Below are 25,499 nucleotides of genomic sequence, written 5' to 3'. Positions count from 1 at the left end.
GAGGGCAAGTCAGGCAGGGTGTTCGGGAAGCCCGCCTCGGCGGCGGCCTGCGCGAGACCTGTCGGTGCACGAAGCAGTCGAGAACGGGCCGGCGGACCCGCGTCGGGATCTTGTCACCCGAGGCCCAACGGGTCACCGCAGGTCGGCGCCTTGCTGAGAGGCACGGCGCCGACGGAACGCCGCTTCCTTGTCGGCGTGCAGTTGCCATGGCCCAGCACCTCTCCAGTCGTCATGACGTCCAGGGTGGCAACCCCGGTCACGCGGTCGCTTGGGCCCACGAGGCGTTGCCGAAGGACCGCTCGGGACCGGTTCCCGGCAGGGGGCGGGGGCGTTCGCCTCCAGCAGACGGCAGGTGTGGGTGTATCTCGAACACTCCGCTCAGGCCGGTGACCCGGAGGACCCGCAGGAAGCTGTCGCTGTCGGTGATCAGTCGCAGCCGGCCGTGCCGCGCCAGGACCCGGTTCCGGGTCCGGCACAGAACACTGAGCCCGGAGCAGTCGATGAAGGACGCGGACCGCAGGTCGAGAACCAGATCGGGGTGCGGGCCCGAGGTCAGGGCGTCGAGGCGGGACGCCAACGGGATCGCCGTCACGAGGTCGATCTCGCCGTGCCACGTCACGACGGTCGCCCCGTCGATGCTGCGTACGGTGCGCGATGGTGCGGACCTCGTGCGGTTTTCGGTCATGGTGCGATCAAAGCCGTAGTGGAAGTCCGTGCGGAAGGGCCGATCGGTCCCTGGAGGTGGGGCCGAGGTGGGCCCCGGTATGTGCCGCGCCCAGCAGGGTCCGTCCGGTAGCCCACCTCGTGGAACTCAAACACCGGCCCGGCCCCTCCGCGGGTCACCGCGGCGGTGGCAGGTAGACCGTGAGCGCATGGGTCGCTTTGTCGAGGTGGAGTGTGTCGGCGGCAGGGCTCACCTCGCCGTCCCGGGTGTAGTCCTCTTCCGCACTCGTTCCGTCGATGCGCAGCCGGGTGACCATGGTGGCCTGGTAGACCCGGGAGCGGGCGAGAGTGCCGGTGACTAAGGCGGCGACCAGACGGGTGCGGGCGAAGGGGTGGCTGCCGTCCACGGTGCGGATGTCGAGGAGGCCGTCGTTGAGACTGCGGCGGTAGGAGGGCGCGAAGCCGGGCTGGTCGTAACGGCTGTTGCCGGCGAAGAGCAGCCACAACCGCCGTCGTCGCCCGTCGATGACGACCTTGCGGGGTGTGCCGTCGGCGAGTACCCGGAGCAGGCCGACACACGGGGCGGGCCACTTGCCCAGACGCCTCTCGCGGGCTTCCCGGGCGCGGACGAGTTCGGGGTAGACGCCGATGCTGAAGGTGTTGAGGAAGTACGTGCCGATCCCGTCCCCGCGGAGGTGACCCGGCCGAGGTCGACGGTTCCGCCGCGACCCGCTTCCACGGCGTCGGTGGTGGACTGCAGGGTTGTCAGCCCGAGGTCGGCGGCGAAGTGGTTGAGGGTGCCGGCGGGGAACACGGCCAGGGGCAGCCCGCTCCCGGTGGCCCGGACGGCTGCCGCGTTGACCGTCCCGTCGCCGCCGGTGACGCCGAGTGCGCCACCGTGGGCGAGTACGTCCTTGGCGGCCTGGTCGAGCACCAGGTGCAGGTCGACGCCACTCACGCAGAGCCGTATGTCCGCCATGGGCAGGAGGATCCGTAGCTTGGCCTCGGCCGGGGTGTCACCGACGGCATCGCCGTTGACGACCGCGATCAGACCCACACCTCTGCCTACGCCATGTGGGCGGCTCCGGTCCACGCCCGCTTCGGACTGTCAGTTCGACCTCTCCGGGGCACCGGGGGCTGTGCAGTGTCCGGGCCCCGGGGCCGGGCTGATGCATGGCGGGCTGCGAGTGCTCCTGTCACAAGTTCGAATCCCTGACCGCGGGTTGAACCTGATAGAAGTCCGTGGCAGTTCCCGCGAGGATCGCCGCGGTCTCTGTGGCGGAGCACCCGGCAAGGAGTTCCTCGACCGCGGCTGCCCAGCGGTCCCAACCGCCCGCGAGGACACACAGTGGCCAGTCCGAGCCGAACATCAGCCGGCTGGGGCCGAATGCGGACAGCAGGACGTCCCACACGGGCCGGATGTCGTCGGTCGTCCAGGCGCGGTGGTCGGCCTCGGTGACGAGCCCGGACACCTTGCAGGTCACCTGGGAGTGGGCCGCGAGCCGCCGCACCTGCCTCTCCCAGCGGGCGAGATCGCCGTCCGTGAGGGGTGGCTTACCGGCATGGTTCAGCACCAGGGGCAGTTCCGGGTGGCGCTCGGCGAGGCGGACGGCGGACGGGAGCTGATGGGCTCGAACCAGCACGTCGTAGGCGAGGCCGCGCTCGCGCACAGCGCGTAGCCCCCACACCACGTCAGGACGCTGCAGCCAGCATGGATCGCTCTCCGCCTGCACGAGGTGCCGCAAGGACCGCAGGTACGTGCCGCCCGGTCCCGCGAGCAGAGCGTCGAGTGTGTCGCCGATCGCCGGAGAGGCGAGGTCCGCCCAGCCGACGACGGCTCCGACGAGCCACTCCTCCTCGGCGAACGCGAGCAACTCCTCTGTCTCCGCGACAGAGGCCACGCACTGTACGAGGACAGTGGTCCCCAGGGTGCGCCCGGAGATGGACCGGGTCGCCTGCCCGCGTAGATCGTCGAGGGTGAAACTGCGGCGGATCGGGGCGAGTGCGGCCTCCCCGAGCCATGGTTGCGGTCGCTGATCGAGATCCCAGAGGTGGTGATGGGCGTCGACGAGGAGCGAGGGTTCGACTGCGGGCAAGGGGATCTCCAGAGGGCGGTGACGGACGGCGGGGATACCGCTTCGGCACACGGTGGACGCGGAGTGCGGCAGGTCGTTCGTGGGTTGGGAAACCGCTGCGATCGGCCGTCGATGTATGCCGATCGCAGCGGGCCCGGTGTCGTCACGCGAAGCGCGTCACTGGATGGTCCAGAGCTGGTTGGTCTGGCTCAGCGGTGTCCACTGGCCGAGCGCGGTCCCCGCGGTGGTCGAGTTGCCGGGTACCTCCAGGGCCTGTCGGCTCTCGACGTTGCGGATGACGTACCCGCTGCTGGTCGGCTCGAAGTACCAGAGCTGGTTGTTGCCGCCGTTGTAGGTCGTCTGGACCAGGGCCGCACCCTTGGCGTGGGAGCCGTTGGCGATGCCGAGGACCTTGCCGCTGTTGCGGTTGGTGATCTTGTAGAGGTTGCCGCTGACCTGCACGATGTTCCACTGCTGGTTGGTACCCGAGTTGCCCTGCCACTGGACCACGCTCGCGTTGTCCGCGGTCGAACCTTGATACACATCGGCCAGCAGTCCGCTGTTGACGTTCTTGATCGTGTAGTACGTCGACGCGTTGAAGGACGGCGCGGTGGTCGAGTTCGTCAGCGCGCCGCCGGCCTGCTGCACGCTGAAGTCGCCGATGTAGAAGTAGTCGCCGTCGGTTTTGGCGACTCGTACGTACCGGAACTTCTGGCGTGCGTCGATCTTGGCCGTCAGTGTCGCGCTGTACGGGAGGGTCGTGGCGTCCTGGCGTCCCAGCACCGTGTAGTCGGCGAAGGTGGGGTCGTTGGAGCCGCGTATCTCGAAGTTGCCGCGGGTTTCGGGCTGGTCGATGTCCTGGCGGGTGGTGAACGAGTACTGGCCGAGCTCGTAGGCACTGCCGAGGTCGACCTGCCACCACGCCGAGGTGTCGCTCCCCGTGGGGGACCAGCCGGTCGCCGGGTCGTTGTCATCGGCTTTGGCCGGTGCCCAGTTGGAGCTGTAGACGGAGGACGCGGTGGTCGTCCTGCCGTAGGCGAGATCGATCTTCGTGGACAGTCCTCGGTAGGCCGGCTGGAGACCCGAGGCCTGCATCACCGAGGTGCCGGTGGTCGTGTTGTTGGAGAGGGTGACGTTCGGGCCGTTGGCGTTGCGGATGACGAAGTCGTCGGTGTGCGACAGGACGTTGTTCGCCACGGTCATGTTGCTGGAGCCCTCGTCGAGATAGATGCCGCCCGCACCCGAGGTGCACGCGGTGGGCGTGCGGACCACGTCGTGGATGTAGTTGTTGTTGATCACCGTCCCCGGGTCGTTGGAGAGGTGGTAGATGCCTGCCGTGTCGCACAGTTGGTTGACGACGTTGCCGATGCGGTTGTAGCTGACGGAGTTGTCGCCCTCCGCGTTGGCGGCCGACTGCCAGCCCCAGCCCAGGGAGATCCCGGCCCAGGGGGAGTCGGAGATGTCGTTGTGGTCGAGGGTGGTGCCGTGCACGAAGCCGGCGTTGATGCCGGCGGTGCCGAGATAGTCCTGGCCGGTCCGGTTGATCAGGTTGTCGGTGACGGTGACACCGCTGACGACCTCGCGTGCGTCCTCACCAGCGGGTGAGGTGGGCGGGTTGTACAAGGTGTGGTACTCGACGCCGGGGTCCGAGAACTTGCCCACCGTGATCCCGTTGCCGGCGATGTCCTGGACGACGTTGCCGGTGACCGCGGAGTTGTGGACGCCGTGGTGCAGGTCGAGGGCGGTCGAGCCCATCTGGGTGAAGGTGTCACCCGTGAAGGACAGGTTGTCGGCGTTCGCGGCGTAGACCCCGGCGGGCGGACGGTTGACGTACTGCTTGTTGCTGGGGTCGGCGGAGATGTTGTAGTTGCCGCCCTGAGCGTTGAGCAGGCCGTTGTCGCTCGCCTCGGTCCAGTTGGTCTGGGTGAAGGTGATACCCGAGAACTGCAGGTTGTGGACGGGAGAGTCGAGGCTGTCTCCCTTGATGTCGAAGAGCGTCTGCAGGGTCGGGACCTGCACGGTGGCCGACGTCATGGTCTCGCCCGCCCGGGGGAGGTAGTAGAGCGTCTGTGCGTCCTTGTCGAGGTAGAACTCGCCGGGCTCGGTGAGGAACTCGTGGGCGTTCTCGAAGTGCAGGGGAGAGCCGTTGGACAGCAGCGGATACGGCCGCTGGAAGAGGATGCCGGCCTCGTGGTCCTGGATCGAGACGTTCGCCTGGCCGCCGCTCGTGGTGTACGACTTCAGCCGCAGATAGTTCTCGGCCCACTGCAGTTACAGCACCATCTCGACGCGGCTGAAGTGGTCCCAGTTCGCCACCTGGGAGCTGAGGACCTTCAGAACCTGGGCCGTCTTGTCGCTGCCCTGCAGTTGGAAGTCGGAGCCGATGTCGGGGTAGCGGGCGCGCGTGGCCCGCACGCCGTTGACGTACAGCTGCCGGAAGTCGAGGGTGCCGACCGAGGCCTTGTACTGGCCGTTGCCGGCCGACGTCCAGCCGGTGATGGACTTGGCGCTGGAGACGACCGGGGTCTCCGAGCCGTACGCCTTGTAGATGACGTTGTGGCCGCCTGTTCCCGAGTCGGCGGTGGTGAAGTCGACCGGACTGGTGAGGGGGTACGTGCCCCCGCGCAGATTCACGACGATGTCCCCGGACATGGCCGAGTTCACCGTGCGCACCGCGTCGCGGGCCTTGGCGATCGTCTTGAAGGCCGCTGATGTGCTGGTTCCCGAGTTGCTGTCACTGCCGTTGGTGGGGTCCACGTAGAAGCTGGTGTCCGCCGCGTGCGCCGCCTGTGCGGGCAGCACGACGGCTGTTGCCACCAGCAGCGTTTGAAGCAGACCGGCGATGAGCCGTGCGGGTCTCATGCAGTTGTTCTCCTTGCCTCGTTGCGCAGTGCGTCGCAGGGAGCTCCGTGCGCAGACTGCGTTCTAGGAGGGCTGTTGGTTCCCGGGTCTCCGAGATGCCAGATCTCGGGGAGGTCCGTCCACTGGCCCCCGGTGCCCCGGTCCGGCCACGGTTCCTGGCACGGATCGGTGAGCTTCCACCACCGCTTCGTCGCCGGGTCGGCCGCGATCGCCGCCATGTCGGCCTCGAAGTCCTCGCCGTCGTACTCGAAGTAGGCGAAGAGGACGTCGTGATGGCGGAAGATGCTGTAGTTGCGCACGTGGGCGCGGTGCAGCGCGGCTTCGACGGCGGGCCAGACAGCGGAGTGCAGGGCCAGGTAGTCCTTGCGTCGCTCCGGGCGGAGCCTGATGGTCTGGGCGATCCTCTTCACTCCCCGACCTCCCTGCCCGGCAGGCCGACGCCGGACCCCACGGGCGCATCCGCGGAGAACGGCGTGCGGTAGCTGGGTGTCCGCGTACGCAGGCTCAGGCGGAGCGTGAGCCGTATGCGGGTGGAGGCGGGCAGCGCGACAGTGAGCAGGTGGCTGCCGACGGGCACTTCCGCCTCGATGACGGTTGGCTCACCGTGGCCGTAGTCGTACATGTCCCCGACCCACGAGTCGTCCTCGCACGCCGTGTGGCGCACCGAGACGATCGTGTGTTCGGCGAAGGCACCGGCCTGGACGACGACCGTCCGAGCGTGATCGGCGGAGAGGTTGACCAGCTCGACGACGGTCGCCTCAGGGGCGATCGAGGTCACCAGGGCCGCCACCTCGGGCGGCAGTCCCGCGCGGCGTGCCTCGCCGTCGTAGTACCGCACCCGCGCCTGCTGCAGACCACCGTTGTAGAGGACCTGGGGACCGCCCCACGTCAGCTGTACGAGCGCCTCGGTGACCACGGGGTTCGACTGCTGCCACACGTGGATGTCCTCCTCGGCCACGTCCAGGTCGCGGTAGCGGTCCATGCGGGCGAGCCGGTGGCGGACCTGCGCCTGGGCCGCGGCGAGGATCCGTTCGGGGTAGCCGGGATCGTCGCCTGCGAGGAAGGCGAACCACGCCTCTTCGTGCCCGGACTCCTCCTTGGCGCGGAAGGCCCGCACGTCACGCCAGTCGAGTCCGCTGGCTTCGCGCAGTCCCTCCAGCCGGGCCCGGTCGGCCGGGGCCGCCGTGTGATGCCACAGCGCCACCGGCACGGCGGGGGTGACGGGGTTGTGGTCGAACCATCCGGAGTCGTTGTGGCGGAAGGGGATGTGCAGCGTGGGTGTGTGGATGTCCGGGCCGAGCTGGGCGAGCCACTTCGCGGGGAGGCTGGAATCGGCTTCGGTGAAGGCCATCACCTTGCCGTGACCGATGAGGGTGTCGAGGCTGGTCGTGACCATGGAGAGGTAGCCGTCGTCACCGGTGACCGTCGCCGCCGCGAGTGCCGCCACGCAGGCCGCGTGGCCCACGCTGTGCCAGCCGTGCGGCCAGGACCAGCCGTAGTGCCCGCCGTACCAGCGACCTTCGAGGAGGCCGCCGACCGTGCCGTCCGGGCCGACGTTGTCGGGTATCACCTCGCCGTTGGCCTTTGCGCGCTCACGCCACGCGCCGACGTACTCGACGATCCAGTCGGCGTAGCGTGCCTCGCCGGACAGGATCCAGGCGTTGAGGACCAGTCCGGCCGCGGCGAGGTTGACGGCGGTGTCGCCGCTGCCCATGCGGTCGCGCATCTGACTGCCGAGACGCGGGTCCACGGAGAGCGGAGGGACGGGGGCGTCGGCCGGCTGGATCCAGTCGAGCGGAAAGCCGTACAACTCGGCTTCCTTGGGCAGCCAGGGGTAGGAGTCGCTGTCGGAGAGACCACGCCGTTCCGGGTCGCTGCCGTTGTGCGGGCGCCGGATGACGCGGTGGTCGGGGTCGTAGTTGCCCTTCGCCGGATCTACGTACAACTCGGCGAAACGCAGGGCGCGTTGTGACCAGCGCTCGGGGGCCGCCATGCACAGGAAGTACAGCAGCAGCAGGCTCTCGCCCTGGTGGAACCAGTCGTAGCCGCGCTCGAACTCGTCCTTGAGCATGCCCAGTTCGGTGAGTTGCCGGGTGACGCCCTCCCAGTGCTGTTCGGCGGCGGCCAGCAGGTCGTCCGCGCCGCCGAGCAGATACAGCTGGGGCCAGTTGAAGAACGCCTCGTAGAAGTCGTCGACGCCGTCACGGGTGGTGAGCCGTCCGTTGTAGTCCAGGCGCCCGTCCGGGCCGGTGAAGTCCCGCTCGAAACGGCGCCAGGCGTGGTCGAGCAGGTCGAACAGGGCGCGCTGCGCCGGCGCCCAGCCGGGAGGTTCGAGCAAGGGCACACTGGCTCGCACTCCGGCGGCGGACACCGGGCCGTCGGAGGAGGCGGTGTCCTCGCCGGCGGGGTGATCGGCAGGACTGAAGGGCATGGGAACGTCTCCGTTCGGGAGGGGAAAGCGCTGCGAGCGCGCGGAGGTTGGCGGGAGGACGGTCCGCGGCTTCATTCCTTGGTGGCGCCGGCGAGCATTCCGGCGACCAGGAAACGCTGCGAGAACAGGAAGACGACCAGGACCGGAGTGATCGCCACCAAGGTGGCCAGGGCGAGTTGAGGCCGCTCGACGGCGAGGGACCCGACCGTCGGATTGAAGGAGGGCACGCTGCTGAGCAGGGTGCCGACACCGACCTGCACCGGCATCTGGTCGCTCTCCGGCAGCATCACGTACGGCAGGAAGTAGTTGGTCCAGTTGGCCACGAAGCTGAAGAAGCCGACGAGGGCGACGACGGGCGATGCGAGGGGAAGGGCGATGTGCCGGAAGACCCCGAACTCCGTACAGCCGTCGATGCGGGCGGCTGCCAGCAGGTCCCGGGGCACGGCGGTGGTGAAGTAGATGTACGTCAGATACACCCCGAACGGGTAGAACGAGTACGGCAGGATGATCGACCACATCGTCCCGATCAGGTGCGCGGCGTTGAGCTCCAGGAACAGGGGGACCACCAGCGTCGCGTTCGGCATCAGCATCACGATCAGCGTGGCGACGAGCAGAGTGCGACGGCCGCGGAACTCCGTCATCGCCAGCGCGTAACCGGCAGGCACGGCCACGCACAGCGTGATGACCAGGGAAATCCCGGCGTAGACCGCCGAGTTGCGCAGCCACAGCAGGATCGCGTCGTCCTGGAAGGCGGTCAGCGCGTGCCAGTTGGCCCTGAGCGCGTGCCAGGAGCCGAAGGAGAGCGGGTTGCCGTGGACGAGCTGGTGGTCGGTCTTGGTGGCGGCCAGGACGAGCCAGAGCACGGGCAGCACGAAGAACACCGTGAACGCCGCCAGTACGGCGGCCACCAAGACCCGGGACGCGTAGCTCCGGGCGGCGGGACGACGGTTGCGGGAAGGCCTGCGTGGCGCGGGGCTCGGGCTCACGCTGATCTCTCCGGAACGTGGACGTACGCCAGGGTGCGTGGGGGTTTCACTCGGCATCGAAGAATCCCGACCGTGCGACGAAGAGGGCGGCGGCCGACAGACTGACGACCAGAAGTTCGACGGAGACGGCGGCGGCGCCGTTGATGTTGTTCATCTGGAAGGCGAAGTCGTACGAGAGCTGGTTGAGCGAGTAGTCGCGTCCCGCCACTCCGACGCTGGCCAGGGACAGCAGTTGTGGCTCCACGAAGAGCTGGGCGCCGCCGGCGAAGGCGAGGATCACCATGTAGACGATCCATTTGCGGAGCATGGGGATCTGCACTCGCCAGGCGGTCTGCCAGGCGCCCGCCCCGTCGATGCGGGCGGCCTCCATCACGTCCTTGGGGATGTTGTTGAGCGCCCCGTAGATGACGACGATCCAGCCGCCCGCTCCGGTCCAGAACGCGATGACCGTGAACAGCAGGGGCAGGTGACCGGGGGCGATGACCTGGCCGAACGTGTCGTATCCGAGCCCGCTCAGGAGGAAGCTCACCGGGCTCACCGTCGGGTCGAGGATGAACAGCCACACCAGCACGCTCGCGGCGCCCGCGAGGGCACCGGGAATGTAGAAGAGGAACCTCAGAGTTTTTCCGGCGCCGCCGGAGGCCAGCCGGTGCAGCAGCAGCGCGAGGCCGACCACGATCACCACGAGCGAGACGAGCCAGAACAGCAGGTAGAGCCCGACATGTCCCAGGGCCGGCACGAACCGGAAGTCCCGCATCGTGGTGACGAAGTTGTCGAAGCCGGTGAACGAGCCCTGGGCGTTGCTGAAGGCGAAGTAGACGGCGTAGGCGGTCGGTACGACACCGAAGGCGATCAGCAGTACGACGTAGGCGGCGACGAACGCGGCACCCGCCCGGCTCTGCCGCCGGGCGCCCTGAGGACGCCGAAGGACCGAGCCGGCGGGGGAGTGGGTCACGGTCACTGCGCGACCTTGTATCCGTTGGACTGGGCGTATTTGACGATGGAGTCCTGCCAGGCGGGCAGCAGCGAGACGATGGTCTTGCCCTGCGTCAGACCGGGCTTGACCGTCGCGGCCCAGATCGCCTCCTGGCTGAACTGACCTGAGCCCCAGCCCGGCCAGACCTGGGTGGAGGCGTCCTTCAGTACGCCGATGTCCCCCGCGAAGTAGCCGGAGGCGTTCTGCTGCTTCAGCCAGGTCTCCGCTGCCGGGGCGTAGGCCGGGAAGCCGGGTGCGACCTTGCCCTGATAGGCGTCGTTCGTCGTGACCCAGGTGATGAAGTCGGTGGCTGCCTTGATGTGTTCGGAGTGCTGGGAGAGCAGCCAGGTACCGCCGCCCACGTTGCCGGTGGACGGTGAGGTCTCACCGCTCCACTGGGGTATGGGTGCCGCAGCGATCTGCTTGGCCGGCGCCTTGAAGGTGCCCTTGAACAGCGCGCCGCCGTACCAGGAGGGGCCGGGCATCATCAGCACCTTGTCGGCCTTGTTCTTGCCGAAGTCCGTGCTGAAGACCCCGCTGATGGACATGGACTTCTTCTTGATCAGTACGTCCATGAGCGCGGCCATCTTCGTGCACTCGGCGCTGGTGGTGTTCACGGAGACGGACTTGGCGCCGGTGATGTGGTTGGCCCCGCACTTGCCTGCCCACAGGTAGATCTCCGGAGTGAAGGAGTCGCCGGCGTCGCCCACGAGGTATCCGGGGTGTTCGGCGGCCACCTTCTCGCCGAGCTGTCGGTACTCCTCCCAGGTCGTCGGCACTGTGTAGCCGAACTTCTTCATCAGCGGGGCGTTGTACCAGAGCACGGCCTGTGAGAGGTCGTTGCGCAGGCAGTAGACCGTGCCGCCCACCGTGCAGACGTCGTTGGCGCCCTCGGCGAACTTCCCGAGGGTTTCCGCCGGGACGAGACCCTTGTTCAAGGGGGCCGCGAAGTTGGCGTCGGCCGCCCAGGTCACCTCGTTGTTCTGCGAGCTGAAGACGACGTCCGGCCAGCTCTTGCCGGTGCGGTTGAAGAGCTGCACCTTCGTCTGCAGGTAGTTCGATCCGTTTGCGTCGCCGTCGTAGGTGACGATGTTCAGCTTCACGTCCGGGTGCTGCTTCTGGTAGAGCTTCGCGGCGGCCAGGCGGGTCGAGTCCACCCACACGGTCAGGGCTCCGCTCTTCTGCGGCACCTGGTTGAAGCCGTCCTTGCTGTTCGTGCTCGTGGTGCCGCCACCGCAGGCCGTGGCGGTCGCGAGCACGGTGGCCACGCACCCTGCGAGGACGATCGATCGCCGTTTGGCCAGCGCTCTGCTTCGTACAACGGACTGCTTCATCGCGGTCATGGGGTGACTCCATTACGTGGCTGGCGTCCGGAGGGAACGGCATCGGTGAACGTGAGGGCGCCGCGAGCGGCGAGGTCGCGCGAGAGGTTTCGCGGACGGTCGTGACGGGCTGTCGCTCCGAAATTAGGCGCCTTATGTGAGCTCTGGTCAAGGAGATGTGCAGTCACAAATTTGATTTTTCTGACCGTGTGATCCTTGCGTCCGCCCTATATAGCCAGATATCTGACAGGTTGCTCATCGAGATCCAGTGGTCAGCTGTCGTGAGTGGTGCATAATAAGTACGACTCATTTGATGGAGTCGCGTGTTCAGTAGAGTGCCTATGAAGGGACGGTTTTACTCTGTGAGACCAGCGATGGGGGTAAGGCAGATGAACGACACGTCCGCGACCGGGATCTCGCCCGCGTCCGACGGGCTGACGGCTTCGGGCGGAGGGGCGGACGCGGGCCGCGACTACCGTCCGGGCTATGAACTCGTCGCGGAGCGGATCCTGGAGTTCATCGCCGAGTCACGCCTGGTCCCAGGTGACCGGCTGCCGACGGAGAACGACCTGGCCGGGCGGTTGGGCACCAGCAGGGCCGTGGTGCGCGAAGCCGTCAAGATCCTTTCCGCCCTCGGGCGGATCCGGGCGCACAAGGGCCGCGGGCTCTTCGTCTCGGACGACGAAGGCATGCTCAGTGCCAGTCGCTGGGGAGGGTTCTTCCGGCCGACCGACCTGGACCACATCTTCATGCTGTTCCAGTTCCGCAGGATCCAGGAGATGGCCGCTGCCGGCATCGCGGCGACGAGCGCGACCCCTGCCGAACTCCGGGCGATGGAGGTGGCCGTGGAGACATGCCGGCACGGTTTCGTCCAAGGGCGGGTCGATGTGTTCAACCAAGCCGACGACGACTTCCATGCCGCGGTCGCGGCGGCCTCCCACAACAGCTTCCTGGTTGACGCGGTGCGCGACGCGCGTCGGCTGCAGCGGCAGTCCAGTGCCATCGGTATCCACGACACGCTCAGTCCTCAGTCCGAGGCTGCCGTCGAGGAGCATGCCGCCATCTACGAAGCCGTACGGGACGGCCGGCCGGAAGCCGCGGCCCAGGCCACCGCCGTGCACCTCGACAGGACGCTCGAGGACTACCGTCAGGAGATTCAGCGGAGGCTCTTCGGGTAGCGAGAGGCCGGGCCAGGGGCCTGTCCGGTGGATCGTGCCGCAGACGCGGGGTTCGCAAGCACCGGAAACACCACCTTTTGACTGAGTTTTCTCCCGGTCGTAACCCATGGCCTACACCTTTTACGCACAGTGATGACGATCTGCTCCGGATTCTGTGGCTGCCCGACGCGAAGAGGTGCTGCAAGGCGATGAAGGATGTACGCGACGGGAACCTTCCCTCGGGAACGACCAGCTTCGTGGGCAGACGGCAGGCGCTGGCCGATCTCCGGCGGACCATGCGGGCCTCGCGGCTGCTGACGCTCACCGGCGCGGGCGGGGTCGGCAAGACACGGCTTGCCCTGGAGGCCACGGCGGAGCACGTTGAACACGTTCCGGACGGCATGTGGCTGGTGCCTCTGGGAGCCATGCGGAGCCCCGCCGCAGTGGCGGGCGCGGTCGCCACCGCCCTTGGACTGCCGGACCTGGGTGTCCTGCCGGTTCTGGACCGGCTCACCGAATACCTGGCCCGGCGGCGCGCGCTTCTGATCCTCGACAACTGCGAGCACCTGGTCGAGGCCTGTGCCGAACTGGCCGGGAGGCTCCTGCCGGCCTGTCCCGAACTGTCCATCCTGGCGACGAGCCGCCGCACACTGGACGTCACGGGTGAATGCGTTGTCACGGTTCCCCCATTGCCACCGGCGGAAGCGGTCGAACTGCTACGGGACCGCGTCGGCGGCGTCGGAGCGGAACACCGGCTCCACGACGTGGACGAGGCCCGGATCACCCGGCTCTGCGCCGACCTGGACGGGCTGCCGCTGGCGATCGAGTTGGCCGCGTCCCGGCTGCGAACCCTCAGCGTGGAGCAGGTGACGGCCCGGTTGGAGGACCGCTTCGCCCTGTTGTCCACGGACGCGGAGATATCGATGCCAGGGCAGAACACTCTGCGCGCGGCGATCGACTGGAGCTACGAACTGTGTGTCGCCGGTGAGCGATTGCTGTGGAACAGACTGTCGGTCTTCGCGGGCGGCCTCACGCTGGAGGCGGCCGAGGGTGTCTGCGGCGGGGACGGCCTCTCCCCGTACGAGGTGGTCGATCTGCTGGACCGACTGGTGTCCCAGTCCGTCGTACTGGTTGACGAAGGTGACGGGGCGCCCCGCTACCGAATGCTGGAAGCCATCCGCGAGTACGGACGGGAGCGTCTCGCGGGCTCCGGTGAGGAAGATCTTCTGGTGGGACGTCACAGGGACTTCTTCCTCTCGCTCGCGCGACGTACCGCCGCCGACTGGTTCGGTTCCGGACAGGAGGAGTTGCTGGCACAGCTCCGGACCGAGCACGCCAACTTGTTGGCAGCACTGGATCCGGGACACCGGGCCGGTCCGACGTGCCCCGAAGCGGCCCAGGCACGCCTGGCGCTCGCCGCCGCGCTGAGCCTCCACTGGTGCTGCAACGGATTCGTCGGAGAGGGACGCCGGCAGCTCGACCGGGTCCTCGCCGACGCGCCCGAGCCCACTCCGGCGCGGGCCGACGCGCTGTGGGCCGCTGCCTGGGTGGCGCAGATGCGGGGTGCTCTGGACGTCGCGGAGCAGCGGCTGGACGAGGCATACGGTCTGAGCGAACGGTTCTCCGACCCACTGCTCCGTGCCCACGTGCAGGGTCGGCGCGGAACCGTCGCGCTGTACCGGGGGCGACCGCACGAGGCCGTCCCGCTCTTCGAGTACGCGGTGGCGACCCATGCGGCGCTGGAAGGGGAACCGGCGACATTGCGCTGGCTCTTCCAGCTTTCTCTTGCCCAGCTCTACCTCGGCGACCCGCAGGCGACGAGAACCGCCGAGCGCGCGCTGGCGGCGGCCGAGGCACACGGCGAGCGGCTGATCCGCGCCTACCTGCTGTGGGTTCTCGGCTATGGCGCCTGGCGCCGGGGCAGCGCGGAGGAAAGTACCGCGCTGATGCGCGCTTCCCTGGAGATTCACCAGGGCTTCCAGGATCCTGTCGGGGTGGCCATGGCACTGGAGGTGCTTGCCTGGGGTACCGCCGCACTCGGTGACCACCAGAAGGCGGCACGCCTGCTCGGTGCGCTGCGTCCCCTGGCCCGCGAACTCAGCCCCACCGACGGCGGACCGTTCGCGGCACCCCACGCACAGTGCGAGACAGCGATCACCGGTGCCCTCGGACCGGACGAGCACCTCAGGGCTCTCGCGGAGGGCAGTTCCTACGACACCCCGGGACGCGCCGTCGCCCTCGCCCTGGGTACCGAGGGCACCCACGAACGGGCGACGGGCGGCTCCGGAGTCCTGACCCGCAAGGAGCGGGAGGTCGCCGCTTGTGTGGCGCTGGGCATGAGCGATCGTGAGATCTCCACTGCCCTGGGTCGGTCGCTCCGGACGGTCGGGGGTCATGTGCGGAGCATCCTGGCCAAGCTCGGTTTCACCAGCCGTACCCAGATCGCGGCCTGGTGGACGGCGAACGAGCCGGCCGCCCGCGTCGGGGTGTGACGAGCGCCATGATCGAGGTGACACCCGGTAGGGGCGGCCTGCCTGCCGCGCTGACCAGCTTCGTCGGACGGCGTTCGGAAGTCGCCGAACTACGTCGACTGCTGAGCGCGGGGCGGCTGGTGACGCTCACCGGAGTCGGCGGAGTGGGCAAGACACGGCTGGCGCTCGTCGTCGCCGATGCGTCCAAGAAGGCCTTCCCGGACGGGGTGTGGCTGGTCGACCTGGCCGCGGTGCGAGACCCGTCGACGGTGGCCGCCACCGCTGCGGGCGTGCTCCGGGTCCCTGACCGCGGCTCCCCGTCCCCCCTGGAACAGCTCACCGACCACCTGGCCCGGCACCGGGCGCTGATCGTGCTGGACAACTGTGAGCACGTGGTGGAGGCGTCCGCGGAACTGGCGAAGGCCTTGCTGACGGCCTGTCCGAGACTCCACGTGCTGGCGACCAGTCGGGAGACGCTCGCGGTCACCGGTGAGCAGGTCTTCACCGTTCCGCCGCTGTCGGTTCCGGACGAGGCAGTGGCACTGCTGCGGGATCGCACGACAGCGCTTCGGCCGGGCTTTCGCCTCACTGCCGCGGGTGAGACCGAGGCCGCCCGGCTGTGCTCCGTCCTGGACGGGTTGCCGCTGGCCATCGAGCTGGCCGCGTCCCGGCTGCGGACGCTGTCCGTGGAGCAACTGGTGTGCCGACTCGAGGACCGGTTCACGGTGCTCACCGGCGGCTGCAGGACCACGCTCCCACGCCAACGCACGCTCCTGGGAATGATCGAATGGAGTTACGAACTGTGCACTCCCGCCGAGCGGGCGCTGTGGAACCGACTGTCCGTTTTCTCCGGCAGGTTCACCCTGGAGGCCGCCGAAGAGGTGTGCTCCGGCGACGGTCTGGCAGCGCATCAGGTGGTTGACCTACTGGATCGGTTGGTGGCCCAATCCGTCGTGCTGATGACGAAGGACGACGGACCGCCCCGCTACCGGTTGCTCAAGACGATCGGCGAATACGGACGTATGCGGCTCGTCGCATCCGGCGAGCGTCTTCAGCTGTTGCGCCGGCACCGGGACTTCTATCTCCGCCGCGCCGAGCACCTCGCCGAGCAGTGGTTCGGGCTCGACCAGCAGGAGATCCTGGCCTGGCTGCGCGCCGAACACGAGAATCTGGTGATGGCGCTGGAGTGTCCGGACACCGACGTCCGCGACGGCCAGGCCGGGCTGCGACTGGCGGTGGCACTGCGTTTCCACTGGTGTGCGGACGGCTTCCTGGCCGAAGGACGCCGACAGTTCGACCGCCTGCTCGCGACGGTCCAGCGCCCTACCCCGGTCCGGGCCAGGGCGCTGTGGTGCGCTGCCTGGGTAACGCTGTTGCAGGGAGACCTCTCCGGAGCCGAGGAACGACTGGACGCCGCCGAAGAACTGGGGGAGCGGCTTGAGGACTCGTCTGCCGCGCCCTATGTCCACGGCCTGCGCGGCACGCTGGCGGCCCTGCGGGGGGAGATGCGGCAGGCCGTGGCACGGTACGACGGGGCCCTGACCGCGCATCGGCTGGCGGGAGACGGACCGGAAGAACTGGTCTGGCTGTTTCAGAAGGCCATCGTCCAGGTCCATCTCGGTGACCCCGGCGCCTTGGACACCAGCGCCCGAGCGGTTGAGCTCGCCGAGCGGCACGGTGAGCACCTGTACCGCTCCTACGCCCTGTGGACACTTGGCTTCGTACTCTGGGCCCACGGCGACGAGGAGGCAGGCCTGGCCCGTACGTGCGCCGCGCTGGAGATCCTTCAGGGCTTCAACGACTACGTTGGCAGCGCCATGTCCCTGCGGGTGATCGCCTGGATCACGGCGGACCACGGCGACCATGAGCGCGCAGCGGTACTGCTGGGCGCCGTTCAAGCGCTGTCGCGGGCCACGGGCGTCTGTTCCGCCTACGCCTTCGGGGAGAACCAGGCGCGTTGTGAGAAGGCCGTCGTCGGCGCGCTGGGCTCCGAGGCGTACGAGAAGGCCCTCGCGCAGGGCAGACGCCACGACAGTCCCGCCCGTGCCATCGCCTTGGTCCTGGACGCTGCCGATGGCACGGTCGTGGACCGCGACGGCACCGTCGCGACGGTCCAACCCAACGCCGCGGACTCGCTGAGCCGGCGTGAGCGAGAGGTTGCCGCACTGGTGGCCAAGGGCCTGACGAATCGACAGGTCGCCGGTGCACTCGGTCTCTCGCCGCGTACCGCGGACAGCCATGTCGCGAAGATCCTTTCCAAGCTCGGCTTCGGCTGCCGTGCCCAGGTCGCGGCTTGGTGGGCCGAGCACAGGTTGTCCACCCACGACAGCGGGTGAGGCTGGCCCGACCGAGGCGGTGCCGCTTTGCCCGGCAAGGGCATGGGATGGGACGGCCAAGGAGTTCCCCGCGGCCCTTCCGTCTCCGATCCTGGCGGGGAACTGGCGGGCAGGAGTGGATGTCGCCGCCCATCGATGTGTCATACGGCGATGATCTGCCACTGCTGCTCGGGTGCCCGGTCGTACGTCTCCTGCTCGATACCGGCGCCGTTGGCGGTGGAGGCGCCGCTGACGGTGAGTGACAGTCCGCTGAGACGGTTGGTGAGGTAGTAGTAGCCGTCGCCCGTGGGCGTCACGGACCAGTGCTGCTGGAAAACGCTGTCGTCCGACCAGATGCCCACCTCGCCGCTGTCTGTACGCGAGAGGCCGGCCACTTCCATGAGTTTGCCGCTGCTGACGCTCTTGACCTTGTAGTAGCCGTCGCCGGTGACGGTGAAGGTCCACTTCTGGTTGGCCTGGTTCAGCCAGGGCCACTGGAGGACCCTGGTGCCGTTGGAGGTTCCGTTCCCACTCACGTCGGCCACTTGGCCGCTGTTGCGGTTGGCCAGGCGATAAACCGTTCCGTTGCCCGGCAGGACGCGCGACACGAGCGTGGGTCTGGCGGTCCTGCCGCCGATCCGGACGCCGCCTACGTTGGCGTACCCGCCGGTGCCGGCAGTAGCCTCGATGCGCACGAAGCCGGCATTCCGGGCGTCCCACTCGACTGTCTTGGTCACGTGGTCGCCGGTCCAGGAACCGGTGGCGACCCGAGTGAAGGCCGTGCCGTCGGTGCTGGTGGAGATGGTGTACGACGTGATGTCACCGTCGGTGGAGTTGGTGCGGTTCCACTGCTTGGGCAGGTACTCCAGGGTCGAGACGTTGCTCCACACGCCACCGAGGTCGATCGTGATCGAGTGAGGCGCGGACGACGACAGTCCCCAGGTCGACCAGCAGGTCTCGAAGCCTTTGTCGCTCAGCCCGTCGATGGCGTTCATCGGGCCTTCACCGGTATGGAATCCGGTCGCGTAGGCGCTGACGGGTGTCACGGGGTGTTCGGCACGTGGCATCTGGGTGGGCAACGGCGCCCTGGAGGTGTCGGGGCTCCATGCGGGCCCGACTTCGGCGAGCCGCGTGACGATGTTGGTGTCCAGCCTGCCGTCGCGGTTGGGCGGGCAATTGAGGATGAATGACGTGTACTTCGGTTCCAGGTCCGTCAGGTGGGACAGGATCGACGCCTTGCTCATCAGACTCTCGGCCGGCGTGGACGGATGCCAGAACCATCCGTCGCTGATCGTCTGCCCCTGCATGGAGGCGTAGGTGTTGCCAGTCGGCGCGGTGATGCCCAGTGGCTCCTCGAAGTAGATCGCGTCGCCGAGGAACGGCACCGACAGTCCGCCGTGGTCAATCATGACGATGTCAGGCCGGAGCGATTTCACGTGCTCGCGGATCCGCTGGTAGGAGACGGCCTGCTGGCCCATCTGCCACGCGTAGCCGTCGGTGACGAACATGTCGATGGCGCCGTAGTTGGTCAGCAGTTCGGTGATCTGGTTCAGCATGTAGGCGAGGTCACCGGGCTGGATGGTCTGGTCGGCGGCTACACCGTGCCGCGTGTCGTACGCCTGCACGCCGTAAGTGCGGTCCCAGATCGAGTAGTACAGCCCCACCCTGAGGTTTCTGGCCCGGAACGCGTCGACGTACTGGGCGACGATGTCCTGCTTGTAGGAGCTGTTGGCGACGTTGTATTCGTTGTATGCGCTGGGCCAGAGGCAGAAGCCGTCGTGGTGCTTGGTCGTCAGCACTCCGTAGCTCATCTTCGCCGCCGCGGCGGCGGCGGCCCACTGGGCACAGTCCACGTCCGTGGGGGCGAACAGGGCGGGGTTCTGGTTCGGGGTGGCCCACTCCTCGTTGGTGAAGGTGCCCATGTTGAAGTGGTTGAACATGCCGAACCGCATGTTCACCATGTCGCTCAGGTTGGTCTGGGAATCGGCGGCGACCACCTGGGGCACCGGGCTCGAGAAGGCGGGGGCGACGGGCAGCGCCGTCGCAGCGGCAGCAGCGCCGGCGGCTCTGAGCACTGATCGGCGGCGCAGGCTTCCTGGCGACATGCTCTCACTCCCATTTCGGTGGGGTCGGTGCCGTGGGGCCGTACCGAAGGAGCTGAATCCACTTCGGCGGGGGCTGCGGCACTCACGGTCTCGGGGGCCGGACGCTACGCATGAAGCTCGGGCATGCACCAGTACATGTCAACGGTTTGGAGGGATGAAAGGACTGTTGGCGCGGGTGCTTTGCTGGTTTTCAGACATATTGAGCGACTAATCTGCCGGTAGACATGGCATCTTTCGCTCGTATCTGCGGCGAACGGAGAGCGCGGCACGGCGGGAGACGAGTTACGCGCAGAGCCGACCCGCCGAAGGAGACTGCTTCACCGCCGCGCCGTTGCTTTTCTCGACGATGCGGCAGCCAAGTCGGATTGGCCGGTGAAATGGGCGGCGACCAGGTGGCCACGAACAGATCGGTGCCACCCTGCCTGGGAGTGAGCCGAGCCGAAGCGTCGAGACTGTCTTCGGCGGACCACGCGATCAAGCGCTGCATGGGTGCCGACGACGTGCTGTGTGAGCGGTGGGTCGGTCACCTGGAGGGTTGCGTGGACTGCAGGTGTTGGCGCAGCCACTGTTCTGTGCTGCTCACATGCAGCAACGCTGCCGCGTGACTGAGTGCGGCGTCGCGGGTGGCGAGCGCCGAGAAGATCGCCTCGTGCTCGGCGAGGGTCCGGCCCGCGGCATGACTGTCGACCAGGCCGCGCCAGATACGGGCGCGCAGCGTGCGGCCGGAAATGCCCTCCAGCAGGGTGAGCAGCGATTCGTTCCCCGTCGCGGAGATGACGGCACGGTGGAAGGCGGCATCGTGGGCATTGAGTCGCTCGACGTCCTCGCGTGCGTCGCGCATGGCGTCCAGATGCCGTTTCACCTCGGCCAGTTGGGCGTCGGTGATCCGGGTAGCGGAGAGTGCGGTGGCGACCGGCTCCAGGAGCCGACGTACCTCCATGAGGTCCCGCAGGGCGGTCGCGTCGCCCTGCAGCAGTTCCACTGCTCCGCCCAGACCCCCCAGGAGCAGGCTCGGCTGCAGGCTCGTGACGTACGTCCCATCCCCTCGTCGCACTTCCAGGACGCGCGCGACGGCCAGTGCCTTGACGGCTTCGCGGGCCAGGTTGCGGGACAGCCCCAGCTGGGCCGCCAGGTCGGGCTCGGGAGGCAGCCTTGATCCGGGGGGCAGTGCACCGGTGCGGATCAGCTCGCGGATCTGCTCAATCGCCTTGTCCGTCAGGGACATCGCGAACTCCTTCCGTGGCCGTTCTGCGGCGGCGTGTCCGATCTGATGAGCCTTTGGGCGCGAGGACCGCCCCAGAGACCTTCGGGGATGTGTCGACGGTGGAGTTCCTCGTTCCGCCCTGTCTGCTCTGGACGCCGTACACCCACGGGTGACGCTGATGATAGCCAGATGGCCTGGCAGGAAAGCGATCGCCGGTGCCGGTAGGTCGTGCGACGCCGTTCGCGGGTCCCGGCGATGGACAGGGCGCGGGCTGCCAGGGGCGGCGGTACGTCTTGTCGGCCGAGGTTCATTTCCCTGCGGGCCGGTCGCACGAGCGTAGGCGGGACCCGGACGCGCTCTGGTCGTACGGTTCGGCGAGAGCGGGGTGGGTTTGTCGGCGCCCTGTGTCGCTGGTCGTTCGGACCTTGCGGGTAGACGATGTTCAGGTGGTCCAGGCCCGTGCGTCGGACCCGCAGCTGGTCGTTGGGAACAAGCCGTCGGCCCATTGCCATGCTCTCAGTGGCGTACGAGGTGCTCCCGGAGTTCAGGGTGGTTCCTCGCTCCGGGGCCGACGCGGACGGACTGCGCGACTGTCGCGATGAGTAGGCCGAACGGGCCGCCGCCGGCGCTCGGGCAAGATTTCGCGGTTCAGGGCGATGGTGCCCGACGTGCCTGCGGTGGCGGCCTGCCCACTGCGGACAAGTGGAGTGACATGCCGAGTTGGCTGGTGCGTGTCGCCGCGGCTGCCCGCACACCAGGCGCGGGCGCGGAGTCTCTCAGCGCTCCACGCCCGCGGAGGACACGGTCAGGACGTGATGATCCGCCACTGCTGCTGGGCCTGTGACGTGTACGGCTGCTGCTCGATGCCGGCTCCGTCAGCGGTGCTGCCCTCGTCGACGGCGAGGGAGAGCCCGCTGTAACGGTTGATCAGGAAGTAGTGTCCGTCACCGGTGGGTGTGACGGCCCAGTGCTGTTGCGGGGCGCCTGCGTCTCCCCAGATGCCGGCGGTGCCGCCGTCCGCTCGGGAGAGGCCCGCGATCTCCAGGAGTCTGCCGCTGCCCACGCCCTTGATCTTGTAGTAGCCATCGCCAGTCTTGACGAAGGTCCACTTCTGGTTCGCCTGGTCGAGCAAGGGCCACTGCTGGACCTTCGTGCCGTCGGTGGTGCGCTGGCCCACTACGTCGGCGGCCTCGCCGCTGTGCCGGGCGACCAGGCGACAGACGGTGTTGTCGCCCGGCAGTGTGGTGGACACCAGTGCCGGCTTGACCGACCGGCCGCCGATCCTGACACCACCGATGTTGGCGTAGCCACCGGTAGCCGCGTTGACCTGGATTCGTACGAACCCCACGTTCCGGTTGGGCCACTCGACCAGCTTGGTCTTCTTGTCACCGGCCCAGGTGCCGGTGGCTACCTGGGTGAAGGCGGTGCCGTCGGTGCTGGTCAGGATGGTGTACGAGGTGATGTCGCCGTCGGTGGAGTTGGTGCGGTTCCACTGCTTGGGCAGGTACTCCAGGGTGGAGACGTTGCTCCACACGCCGCCCAGGTCGATGGTGATGGACTGCGGCAGCGACAGGCTCCAGGTCGACCAGCAGGTCTCGTAGCGGTTGTCGCTGAGTCCGTCGATGGCGTTGAACGGGCCTTCGCCGGTGTGGAAGCCCGTGGCGTACGCGTTGACCGGCGTGACGGGATGCTCGGCGCGCAGTATCTGGACGGGTAGTGGCGGCCTGGAGGTGTCGGGGCTCCATGCCGCGCCGACCTCGGCCAGCCGGCTGACGACGTTGGTGTCGAGCAGACCGTTGCGGTTGGGTGGGCAGTTGAGGATGAACGAGGTGTACTTCGGTTCCAGGTCGGCGAGGTGCGAGAGGATCGCGGCCCTGCTCATGAGGCTCTCGGTCGGTGTGGAGGGGTGCCAGAACCAGCCGTTGCTGATGGTCTGTCCCTGCATTCCGGCGTAGGTGTTGCCCGCGGGCGCGGTGACGCCCAGCGGCTCCTCGAAGAAGATCGCGTCACTGAGGAAGGGCTCCGACAGCCCGCCGATGTCAAGCATGACGCAGTCCGGCTGCAGCTCCTTCACGAGCGAGCGGATCCTCTGGTAGGAGATGGCCTGTTGCCCCATCTGCCATGCGTAACCGTCGGTCATGAATATGTCGATCGTGCCGTAGTTGGTGAGCAACTCGGTGATCTGGTTGAGCACGAAGGTCATGTGGCTGGGCTGGATGGCATCGGCGATGTCGAGTCCGGTCACCTTGTGCCGGCTCTCCCAGGCCTCGACGCCGAAGGTGCGGTCCCAGATCGAGTAGTACAGCCCGACCTTCAGCCCCTTCGTCCGGTAGGCGTCGCAGTACGCCTGGACGACGTCGTGCCTGTAGGAGCTGTTCGCGACATTCTGGGTGCCGTAGGCGCTCGGCCACAGGGCGAAGCCGTCATGGTGTTTGGTGGTCAGGATGCCGTAGCTCATCTTCGCGGAGACCGCCGCGTCGGCCCACTGCGCGCAGTTGACGCTCGGGGGAGCGAAGAGTGCGGGGCTCTGCTTGGGTTCCGCCCACTCCTCGTTGGTGAAGGTGCCCAGGCTGAAGTGGTTGAACATGCCGAACCGCATGTCGACCATCTTGCTCAGGTTGGTCTGTGTGTCCGCGGCGGACGCCTGCGAGAGAAGACCGGAGAAGCCGGGGATGAGAGGCAGAGCGGTCGCGGCGGTCGCCGCACCCGCCGCGCCGAGGAACGTACGGCGACGCATTCCTGATGAGGACATGGCAAACTCCTGCGGGTCGACGACAATGCTTGCGGTGACGACGTGGCGGGGGTGCGCCCGGTGGGACGTGGCCCACAAAGGGCCGGGGTCGCAAAGAGCTGTGAAAACGGTGCTCCGGCGGGACGCGGGCCCGTGGGGCGGGTGTTCGCTGGAGGCCTGGCCGCCCTGGAGGCCCGGCCGGCATCGGATGCTGATTGGGGTGGCGCGCGGGTCGGCCTACCGGACTGTCGGGCCGCGCCATTGTCGTCCGCGAGGCGAGCCGCGCCGTAGGACGTGGTGTCGCGTGCGCGCAAGCCGGCGATGAGCGGCGTGAACGGCCCAAGTGGAGTGTCCGGCGCGGGCGTTACGGCGCCCGCTGGGTATCAAGCTGTCCTTTTCGGAGCGGGGCCGGGGTGTAGGGGTGGACGCAGCCGTTGGCGGACTTCGTTCCGACGGGCTCCACTTCGCGGGTGATCGGCTCTGGCGAAGGTCTCCTCCTGGCGGTTCGCGGGACGGCATGCTGGCCGAGAAGTGCTTTTACGTACAGCGTCTGTGTGCGGAGTGACATCGGATGTATTAACCGGCATCGGTCTGCGCTCTGTCTAGAGGGTCGACACGAATCACCAGATTAGTAGCCTGATTTCGTGACTGATCGATACGCGAGACGTTGAGATTGATCACCTAGACATTGGATGTATTCAATCAATTGGGCGAGATGGGAGGGCGCCAGGCCGCCGGTCCCGACCCGGCTGCCTGACCGTCTGCCTCAGAGTGCGCAGTCGGACGACCGTGTCGGTGGGACGGTCGCGGTAGGACGAGAGATGGCCGGAGCCGAAGCCGTAGAGGCTGCCTCGGTGGGGCGAGCAGCGCACTCAGGCGGACGTCGTACGGGGCGATCCGATGACGGAAGGTCAGGGTCCCGCCCATCGCGTCGGAGCCCGCGACGAGGCCCGGCCGCTCGTGGTCGTTGAGGTCCGCGACGCGGACGTGCCCGCAGCCAGCAGCCGGGCCACTGCCCAAGTCGACGAAGACGCTGTTTCGCAGCCGCTGTGCTCACCAGGAAGATGGTTCCAGGAGGGCCATGGGCGCCAGTGCTCCTTTCGGCACCGGCGCCCGTCTGCTGCACCGTTCGAGCGGGACGAAGGGCTACTGGGCCCAGCCGGACCCCGTCTCACCTCACGTGCCGACGTGGTGTGTCAGGGACCTTCTGCTTCCGAGATCGCTGAGCGCTCAATGTCGTGCGAACTGGGCCTGCGTGGGTTGGATGACGTCCGGCCGTAGGGCGATTCCGTCGATGGTGAGTTGTTGTCCGTAGATGTCGGTGAGTCTGATGGCGCCGCCGCACCCGCTGCCGTCGGGGGAGAGGAAGTAGTTGTAGTCGGTGCGGGCCAGTTGGCGCCAGCCTCCGCCGGCACGGACCTCCAGTCGGGCGAGCGGGTTGCGGTGACCGATGGCCTGGACGGCGCACCAGTAGGGGTTGGACCCGGTCTTGTAGCGGATCGAGATCGTGCCCGTCGTGTCGGGGCTGAGCAGGCTCCAGGTGATGGTGAGCCGGCCGGTGGAGACGGGGGCCAGCTCGGCGAAGGCCTGTTCGCTGAGGTCGAGTTGACCGGGTGCACAGGGCAGCGGGCATTCGTTGGTGATCCGGACCGTGACGGAGGCGCCGTTCGCCGCGTGGACGCGTATGTACGCGCCGCAGGCTCTGGACGTCTCGTAGTCGGTGGTGTTCATCGCCGCGATCATCATGTCGCTGCTCGGACCGTAGGAGCAGGCACCGTCCCCGACCCCGGCCTTGTAGACCGTGGCGACACCCTGGTACGTGGTCCTGGGCCTGATCCGCCCGGCAAGGGAAGTCGTGACCGGAGCGCTCCGCGGGGAAGCCGACGGCCGCGCCGTCGACCTGGACGGGGAAGGCTTCGGAGTCGTCGCGCTGGCCGAAGGGGACGCCGAGACCGCTGACGGGGAAGGTGTGGGGGACTTCTTCGTCGGCGATGCCGACGGGTGGGTCTCCTGGGCGTTGGCGACGGCTGTGGCCGGGGCGCCCGCGGCACCGGGCTGTGGGCCGGATTGGTTCGTCATGATCAGGCAGACGGCAAGGCCTACGGCGATCAGCGCCGCGGCAGTGCCCGTCATCAGGTTGTGTCTGCGTCTGCGTTGCCGTGCGGCCTGACGTGTCTCTTGCATGTTCATCCCGTTCGGAA

General features: G+C 67.9%; 18 protein-coding genes and 2 pseudogenes. 4 read left to right on the top strand and 16 right to left on the bottom strand.

The window, feature by feature from the left end; all coding sequences use genetic code 11:
• Positions 1–256 precede the first annotated feature (256 nt).
• From ACIBK4_RS35705 to ACIBK4_RS35650, 12 genes and pseudogenes are all read right to left on the bottom strand, one after another.
• The gene (locus ACIBK4_RS35705; RefSeq protein WP_399001603.1) at positions 257–685 is read right to left on the bottom strand and encodes an STAS domain-containing protein; all 429 of its coding nucleotides are present in this window, start codon (positions 683–685) and stop codon (positions 257–259) included.
• Positions 686–839: 154 nt separating this feature from the next.
• Positions 840–1,169, bottom strand: a complete 330-nt coding sequence (locus ACIBK4_RS35700; RefSeq protein ID WP_399002210.1) for a diacylglycerol/lipid kinase family protein — start codon at positions 1,167–1,169, stop codon at positions 840–842.
• 254 nt (positions 1,170–1,423) lie between these two features.
• Positions 1,424–1,642, bottom strand: a pseudogene (locus ACIBK4_RS35695) (diacylglycerol kinase family protein); the annotation flags it as partial.
• A 217-nt stretch (positions 1,643–1,859) separates the two neighbouring features.
• Complete coding sequence (locus ACIBK4_RS35690) at positions 1,860–2,759, bottom strand: amidohydrolase family protein (RefSeq protein WP_399001601.1); 900 nt, start codon at positions 2,757–2,759, stop codon at positions 1,860–1,862.
• A gap of 156 nt (positions 2,760–2,915) precedes the next feature.
• On the bottom strand, positions 2,916–4,772 hold the full coding sequence (locus ACIBK4_RS35685; protein WP_399001599.1) for an RICIN domain-containing protein: 1,857 nt from the start codon (positions 4,770–4,772) through the stop codon (positions 2,916–2,918).
• Positions 4,773–4,844: 72 nt separating this feature from the next.
• Positions 4,845–4,982, bottom strand: a pseudogene (locus ACIBK4_RS35680) (hypothetical protein); the annotation flags it as partial.
• Between the two features lie 27 nt (positions 4,983–5,009).
• Complete coding sequence (locus ACIBK4_RS35675) at positions 5,010–5,600, bottom strand: hypothetical protein (protein ID WP_399001597.1); 591 nt, start codon at positions 5,598–5,600, stop codon at positions 5,010–5,012.
• Positions 5,597–6,010 (bottom strand): L-rhamnose mutarotase, encoded by a 414-nt coding sequence (locus ACIBK4_RS35670; protein WP_399001595.1) that lies wholly within the window; start codon positions 6,008–6,010, stop codon positions 5,597–5,599. Before ACIBK4_RS35670 ends, ACIBK4_RS35675 begins: the two co-directional genes overlap by 4 nt.
• A complete protein-coding gene (locus ACIBK4_RS35665; RefSeq protein WP_399001593.1) occupies positions 6,007–8,031 on the bottom strand; it encodes a hypothetical protein in 2,025 nt (674 codons plus the stop codon). The genes ACIBK4_RS35670 and ACIBK4_RS35665 overlap by 4 nt, the downstream gene beginning before the upstream one ends.
• Positions 8,032–8,102: 71 nt before the next feature.
• Positions 8,103–9,017: a carbohydrate ABC transporter permease gene (locus ACIBK4_RS35660; RefSeq protein WP_399001590.1), complete on the bottom strand. Its 915-nt coding sequence runs from the start codon at positions 9,015–9,017 to the stop codon at positions 8,103–8,105.
• 46 nt (positions 9,018–9,063) lie between these two features.
• Positions 9,064–9,978 carry a carbohydrate ABC transporter permease gene (locus ACIBK4_RS35655; RefSeq protein ID WP_399001588.1) on the bottom strand — a complete coding sequence of 305 codons (915 nt, stop codon included), beginning with the start codon at positions 9,976–9,978 and terminating at the stop codon, positions 9,064–9,066.
• A complete protein-coding gene (locus tag ACIBK4_RS35650; RefSeq protein WP_399001586.1) occupies positions 9,975–11,336 on the bottom strand; it encodes an ABC transporter substrate-binding protein in 1,362 nt (453 codons plus the stop codon). The genes ACIBK4_RS35655 and ACIBK4_RS35650 overlap by 4 nt, the downstream gene beginning before the upstream one ends.
• Before the next feature lie 368 nt (positions 11,337–11,704).
• Between ACIBK4_RS35650 and ACIBK4_RS35645 the strand changes: the two genes are divergently transcribed.
• The 3 genes from ACIBK4_RS35645 (at position 11,705) to ACIBK4_RS35635 (ending at position 17,279) form a co-directional block, all read left to right on the top strand.
• Positions 11,705–12,493 carry a FadR/GntR family transcriptional regulator gene (locus ACIBK4_RS35645; protein WP_399001584.1) on the top strand — a complete coding sequence of 263 codons (789 nt, stop codon included), beginning with the start codon at positions 11,705–11,707 and terminating at the stop codon, positions 12,491–12,493.
• 188 nt (positions 12,494–12,681) lie between these two features.
• The gene (locus ACIBK4_RS35640) at positions 12,682–14,964 is read left to right on the top strand and encodes an ATP-binding protein (protein WP_399001582.1); all 2,283 of its coding nucleotides are present in this window, start codon (positions 12,682–12,684) and stop codon (positions 14,962–14,964) included.
• Positions 14,965–14,972: 8 nt separating this feature from the next.
• Positions 14,973–17,279, top strand: a complete 2,307-nt coding sequence (locus tag ACIBK4_RS35635; RefSeq protein WP_399001580.1) for an ATP-binding protein — start codon at positions 14,973–14,975, stop codon at positions 17,277–17,279.
• Positions 17,280–17,419: 140 nt separating this feature from the next.
• Here the strand turns inward: ACIBK4_RS35635 and ACIBK4_RS35630 are convergent, their stop codons facing one another.
• The 4 genes from ACIBK4_RS35630 to ACIBK4_RS35615 form a co-directional block, all read right to left on the bottom strand.
• Complete coding sequence (locus ACIBK4_RS35630; protein ID WP_399001578.1) at positions 17,420–19,363, bottom strand: alpha-L-fucosidase; 1,944 nt, start codon at positions 19,361–19,363, stop codon at positions 17,420–17,422.
• Positions 19,364–19,886: 523 nt separating this feature from the next.
• A complete protein-coding gene (locus ACIBK4_RS35625) occupies positions 19,887–20,588 on the bottom strand; it encodes a FadR/GntR family transcriptional regulator (protein WP_399001576.1) in 702 nt (233 codons plus the stop codon).
• 784 nt (positions 20,589–21,372) lie between these two features.
• Positions 21,373–23,319, bottom strand: coding sequence for an RICIN domain-containing protein (locus ACIBK4_RS35620; protein ID WP_399001574.1), 1,947 nt, complete (start codon positions 23,317–23,319; stop codon positions 21,373–21,375).
• A 1,209-nt stretch (positions 23,320–24,528) separates the two neighbouring features.
• Positions 24,529–25,134, bottom strand: coding sequence for an expansin EXLX1 family cellulose-binding protein (locus ACIBK4_RS35615; protein WP_399002176.1), 606 nt, complete (start codon positions 25,132–25,134; stop codon positions 24,529–24,531).
• Between ACIBK4_RS35615 and ACIBK4_RS35610 the strand changes: the two genes are divergently transcribed.
• Positions 25,100–25,468, top strand: coding sequence for a hypothetical protein (locus ACIBK4_RS35610; protein ID WP_399002208.1), 369 nt, complete (start codon positions 25,100–25,102; stop codon positions 25,466–25,468). The genes ACIBK4_RS35615 and ACIBK4_RS35610 overlap by 35 nt on opposite strands.
• The last annotated feature ends 31 nt before the right edge of the window (positions 25,469–25,499 follow it).

Origin of the sequence: Streptomyces sp. NPDC050528, from assembly GCF_044457795.1 — a bacterium.
Lineage (GTDB): Bacteria > Actinomycetota > Actinomycetes > Streptomycetales > Streptomycetaceae > Streptomyces.
This window is presented reverse-complemented; position numbering and strand designations above follow the sequence as displayed.

Bases quoted from the DNA above. Each gene is read 5' to 3' on its own strand.
- ACIBK4_RS35635 (WP_399001580.1), top strand. From the start codon at position 14,973: ATGATCGAGGTGACACCCGGTAGGGGCGGCCTGCCTGCCGCGCTGACC.
- ACIBK4_RS35625 (WP_399001576.1), bottom strand. From the start codon at position 20,588: ATGTCCCTGACGGACAAGGCGATTGAGCAGATCCGCGAGCTGATCCGC.
- ACIBK4_RS35665 (WP_399001593.1), bottom strand. From the start codon at position 8,031: ATGCCCTTCAGTCCTGCCGATCACCCCGCCGGCGAGGACACCGCCTCC.
- ACIBK4_RS35675 (WP_399001597.1), bottom strand. From the start codon at position 5,600: ATGAGACCCGCACGGCTCATCGCCGGTCTGCTTCAAACGCTGCTGGTG.
- ACIBK4_RS35630 (WP_399001578.1), bottom strand. From the start codon at position 19,363: ATGTCGCCAGGAAGCCTGCGCCGCCGATCAGTGCTCAGAGCCGCCGGC.
- ACIBK4_RS35685 (WP_399001599.1), bottom strand. From the start codon at position 4,772: ATGACGTCGGCCACCGTGCAGGTCCCGACCCTGCAGACGCTCTTCGAC.
- ACIBK4_RS35705 (WP_399001603.1), bottom strand. From the start codon at position 685: ATGACCGAAAACCGCACGAGGTCCGCACCATCGCGCACCGTACGCAGC.
- ACIBK4_RS35620 (WP_399001574.1), bottom strand. From the start codon at position 23,319: ATGTCCTCATCAGGAATGCGTCGCCGTACGTTCCTCGGCGCGGCGGGT.
- ACIBK4_RS35650 (WP_399001586.1), bottom strand. From the start codon at position 11,336: ATGACCGCGATGAAGCAGTCCGTTGTACGAAGCAGAGCGCTGGCCAAA.
- ACIBK4_RS35645 (WP_399001584.1), top strand. From the start codon at position 11,705: ATGAACGACACGTCCGCGACCGGGATCTCGCCCGCGTCCGACGGGCTG.
- ACIBK4_RS35640 (WP_399001582.1), top strand. From the start codon at position 12,682: ATGAAGGATGTACGCGACGGGAACCTTCCCTCGGGAACGACCAGCTTC.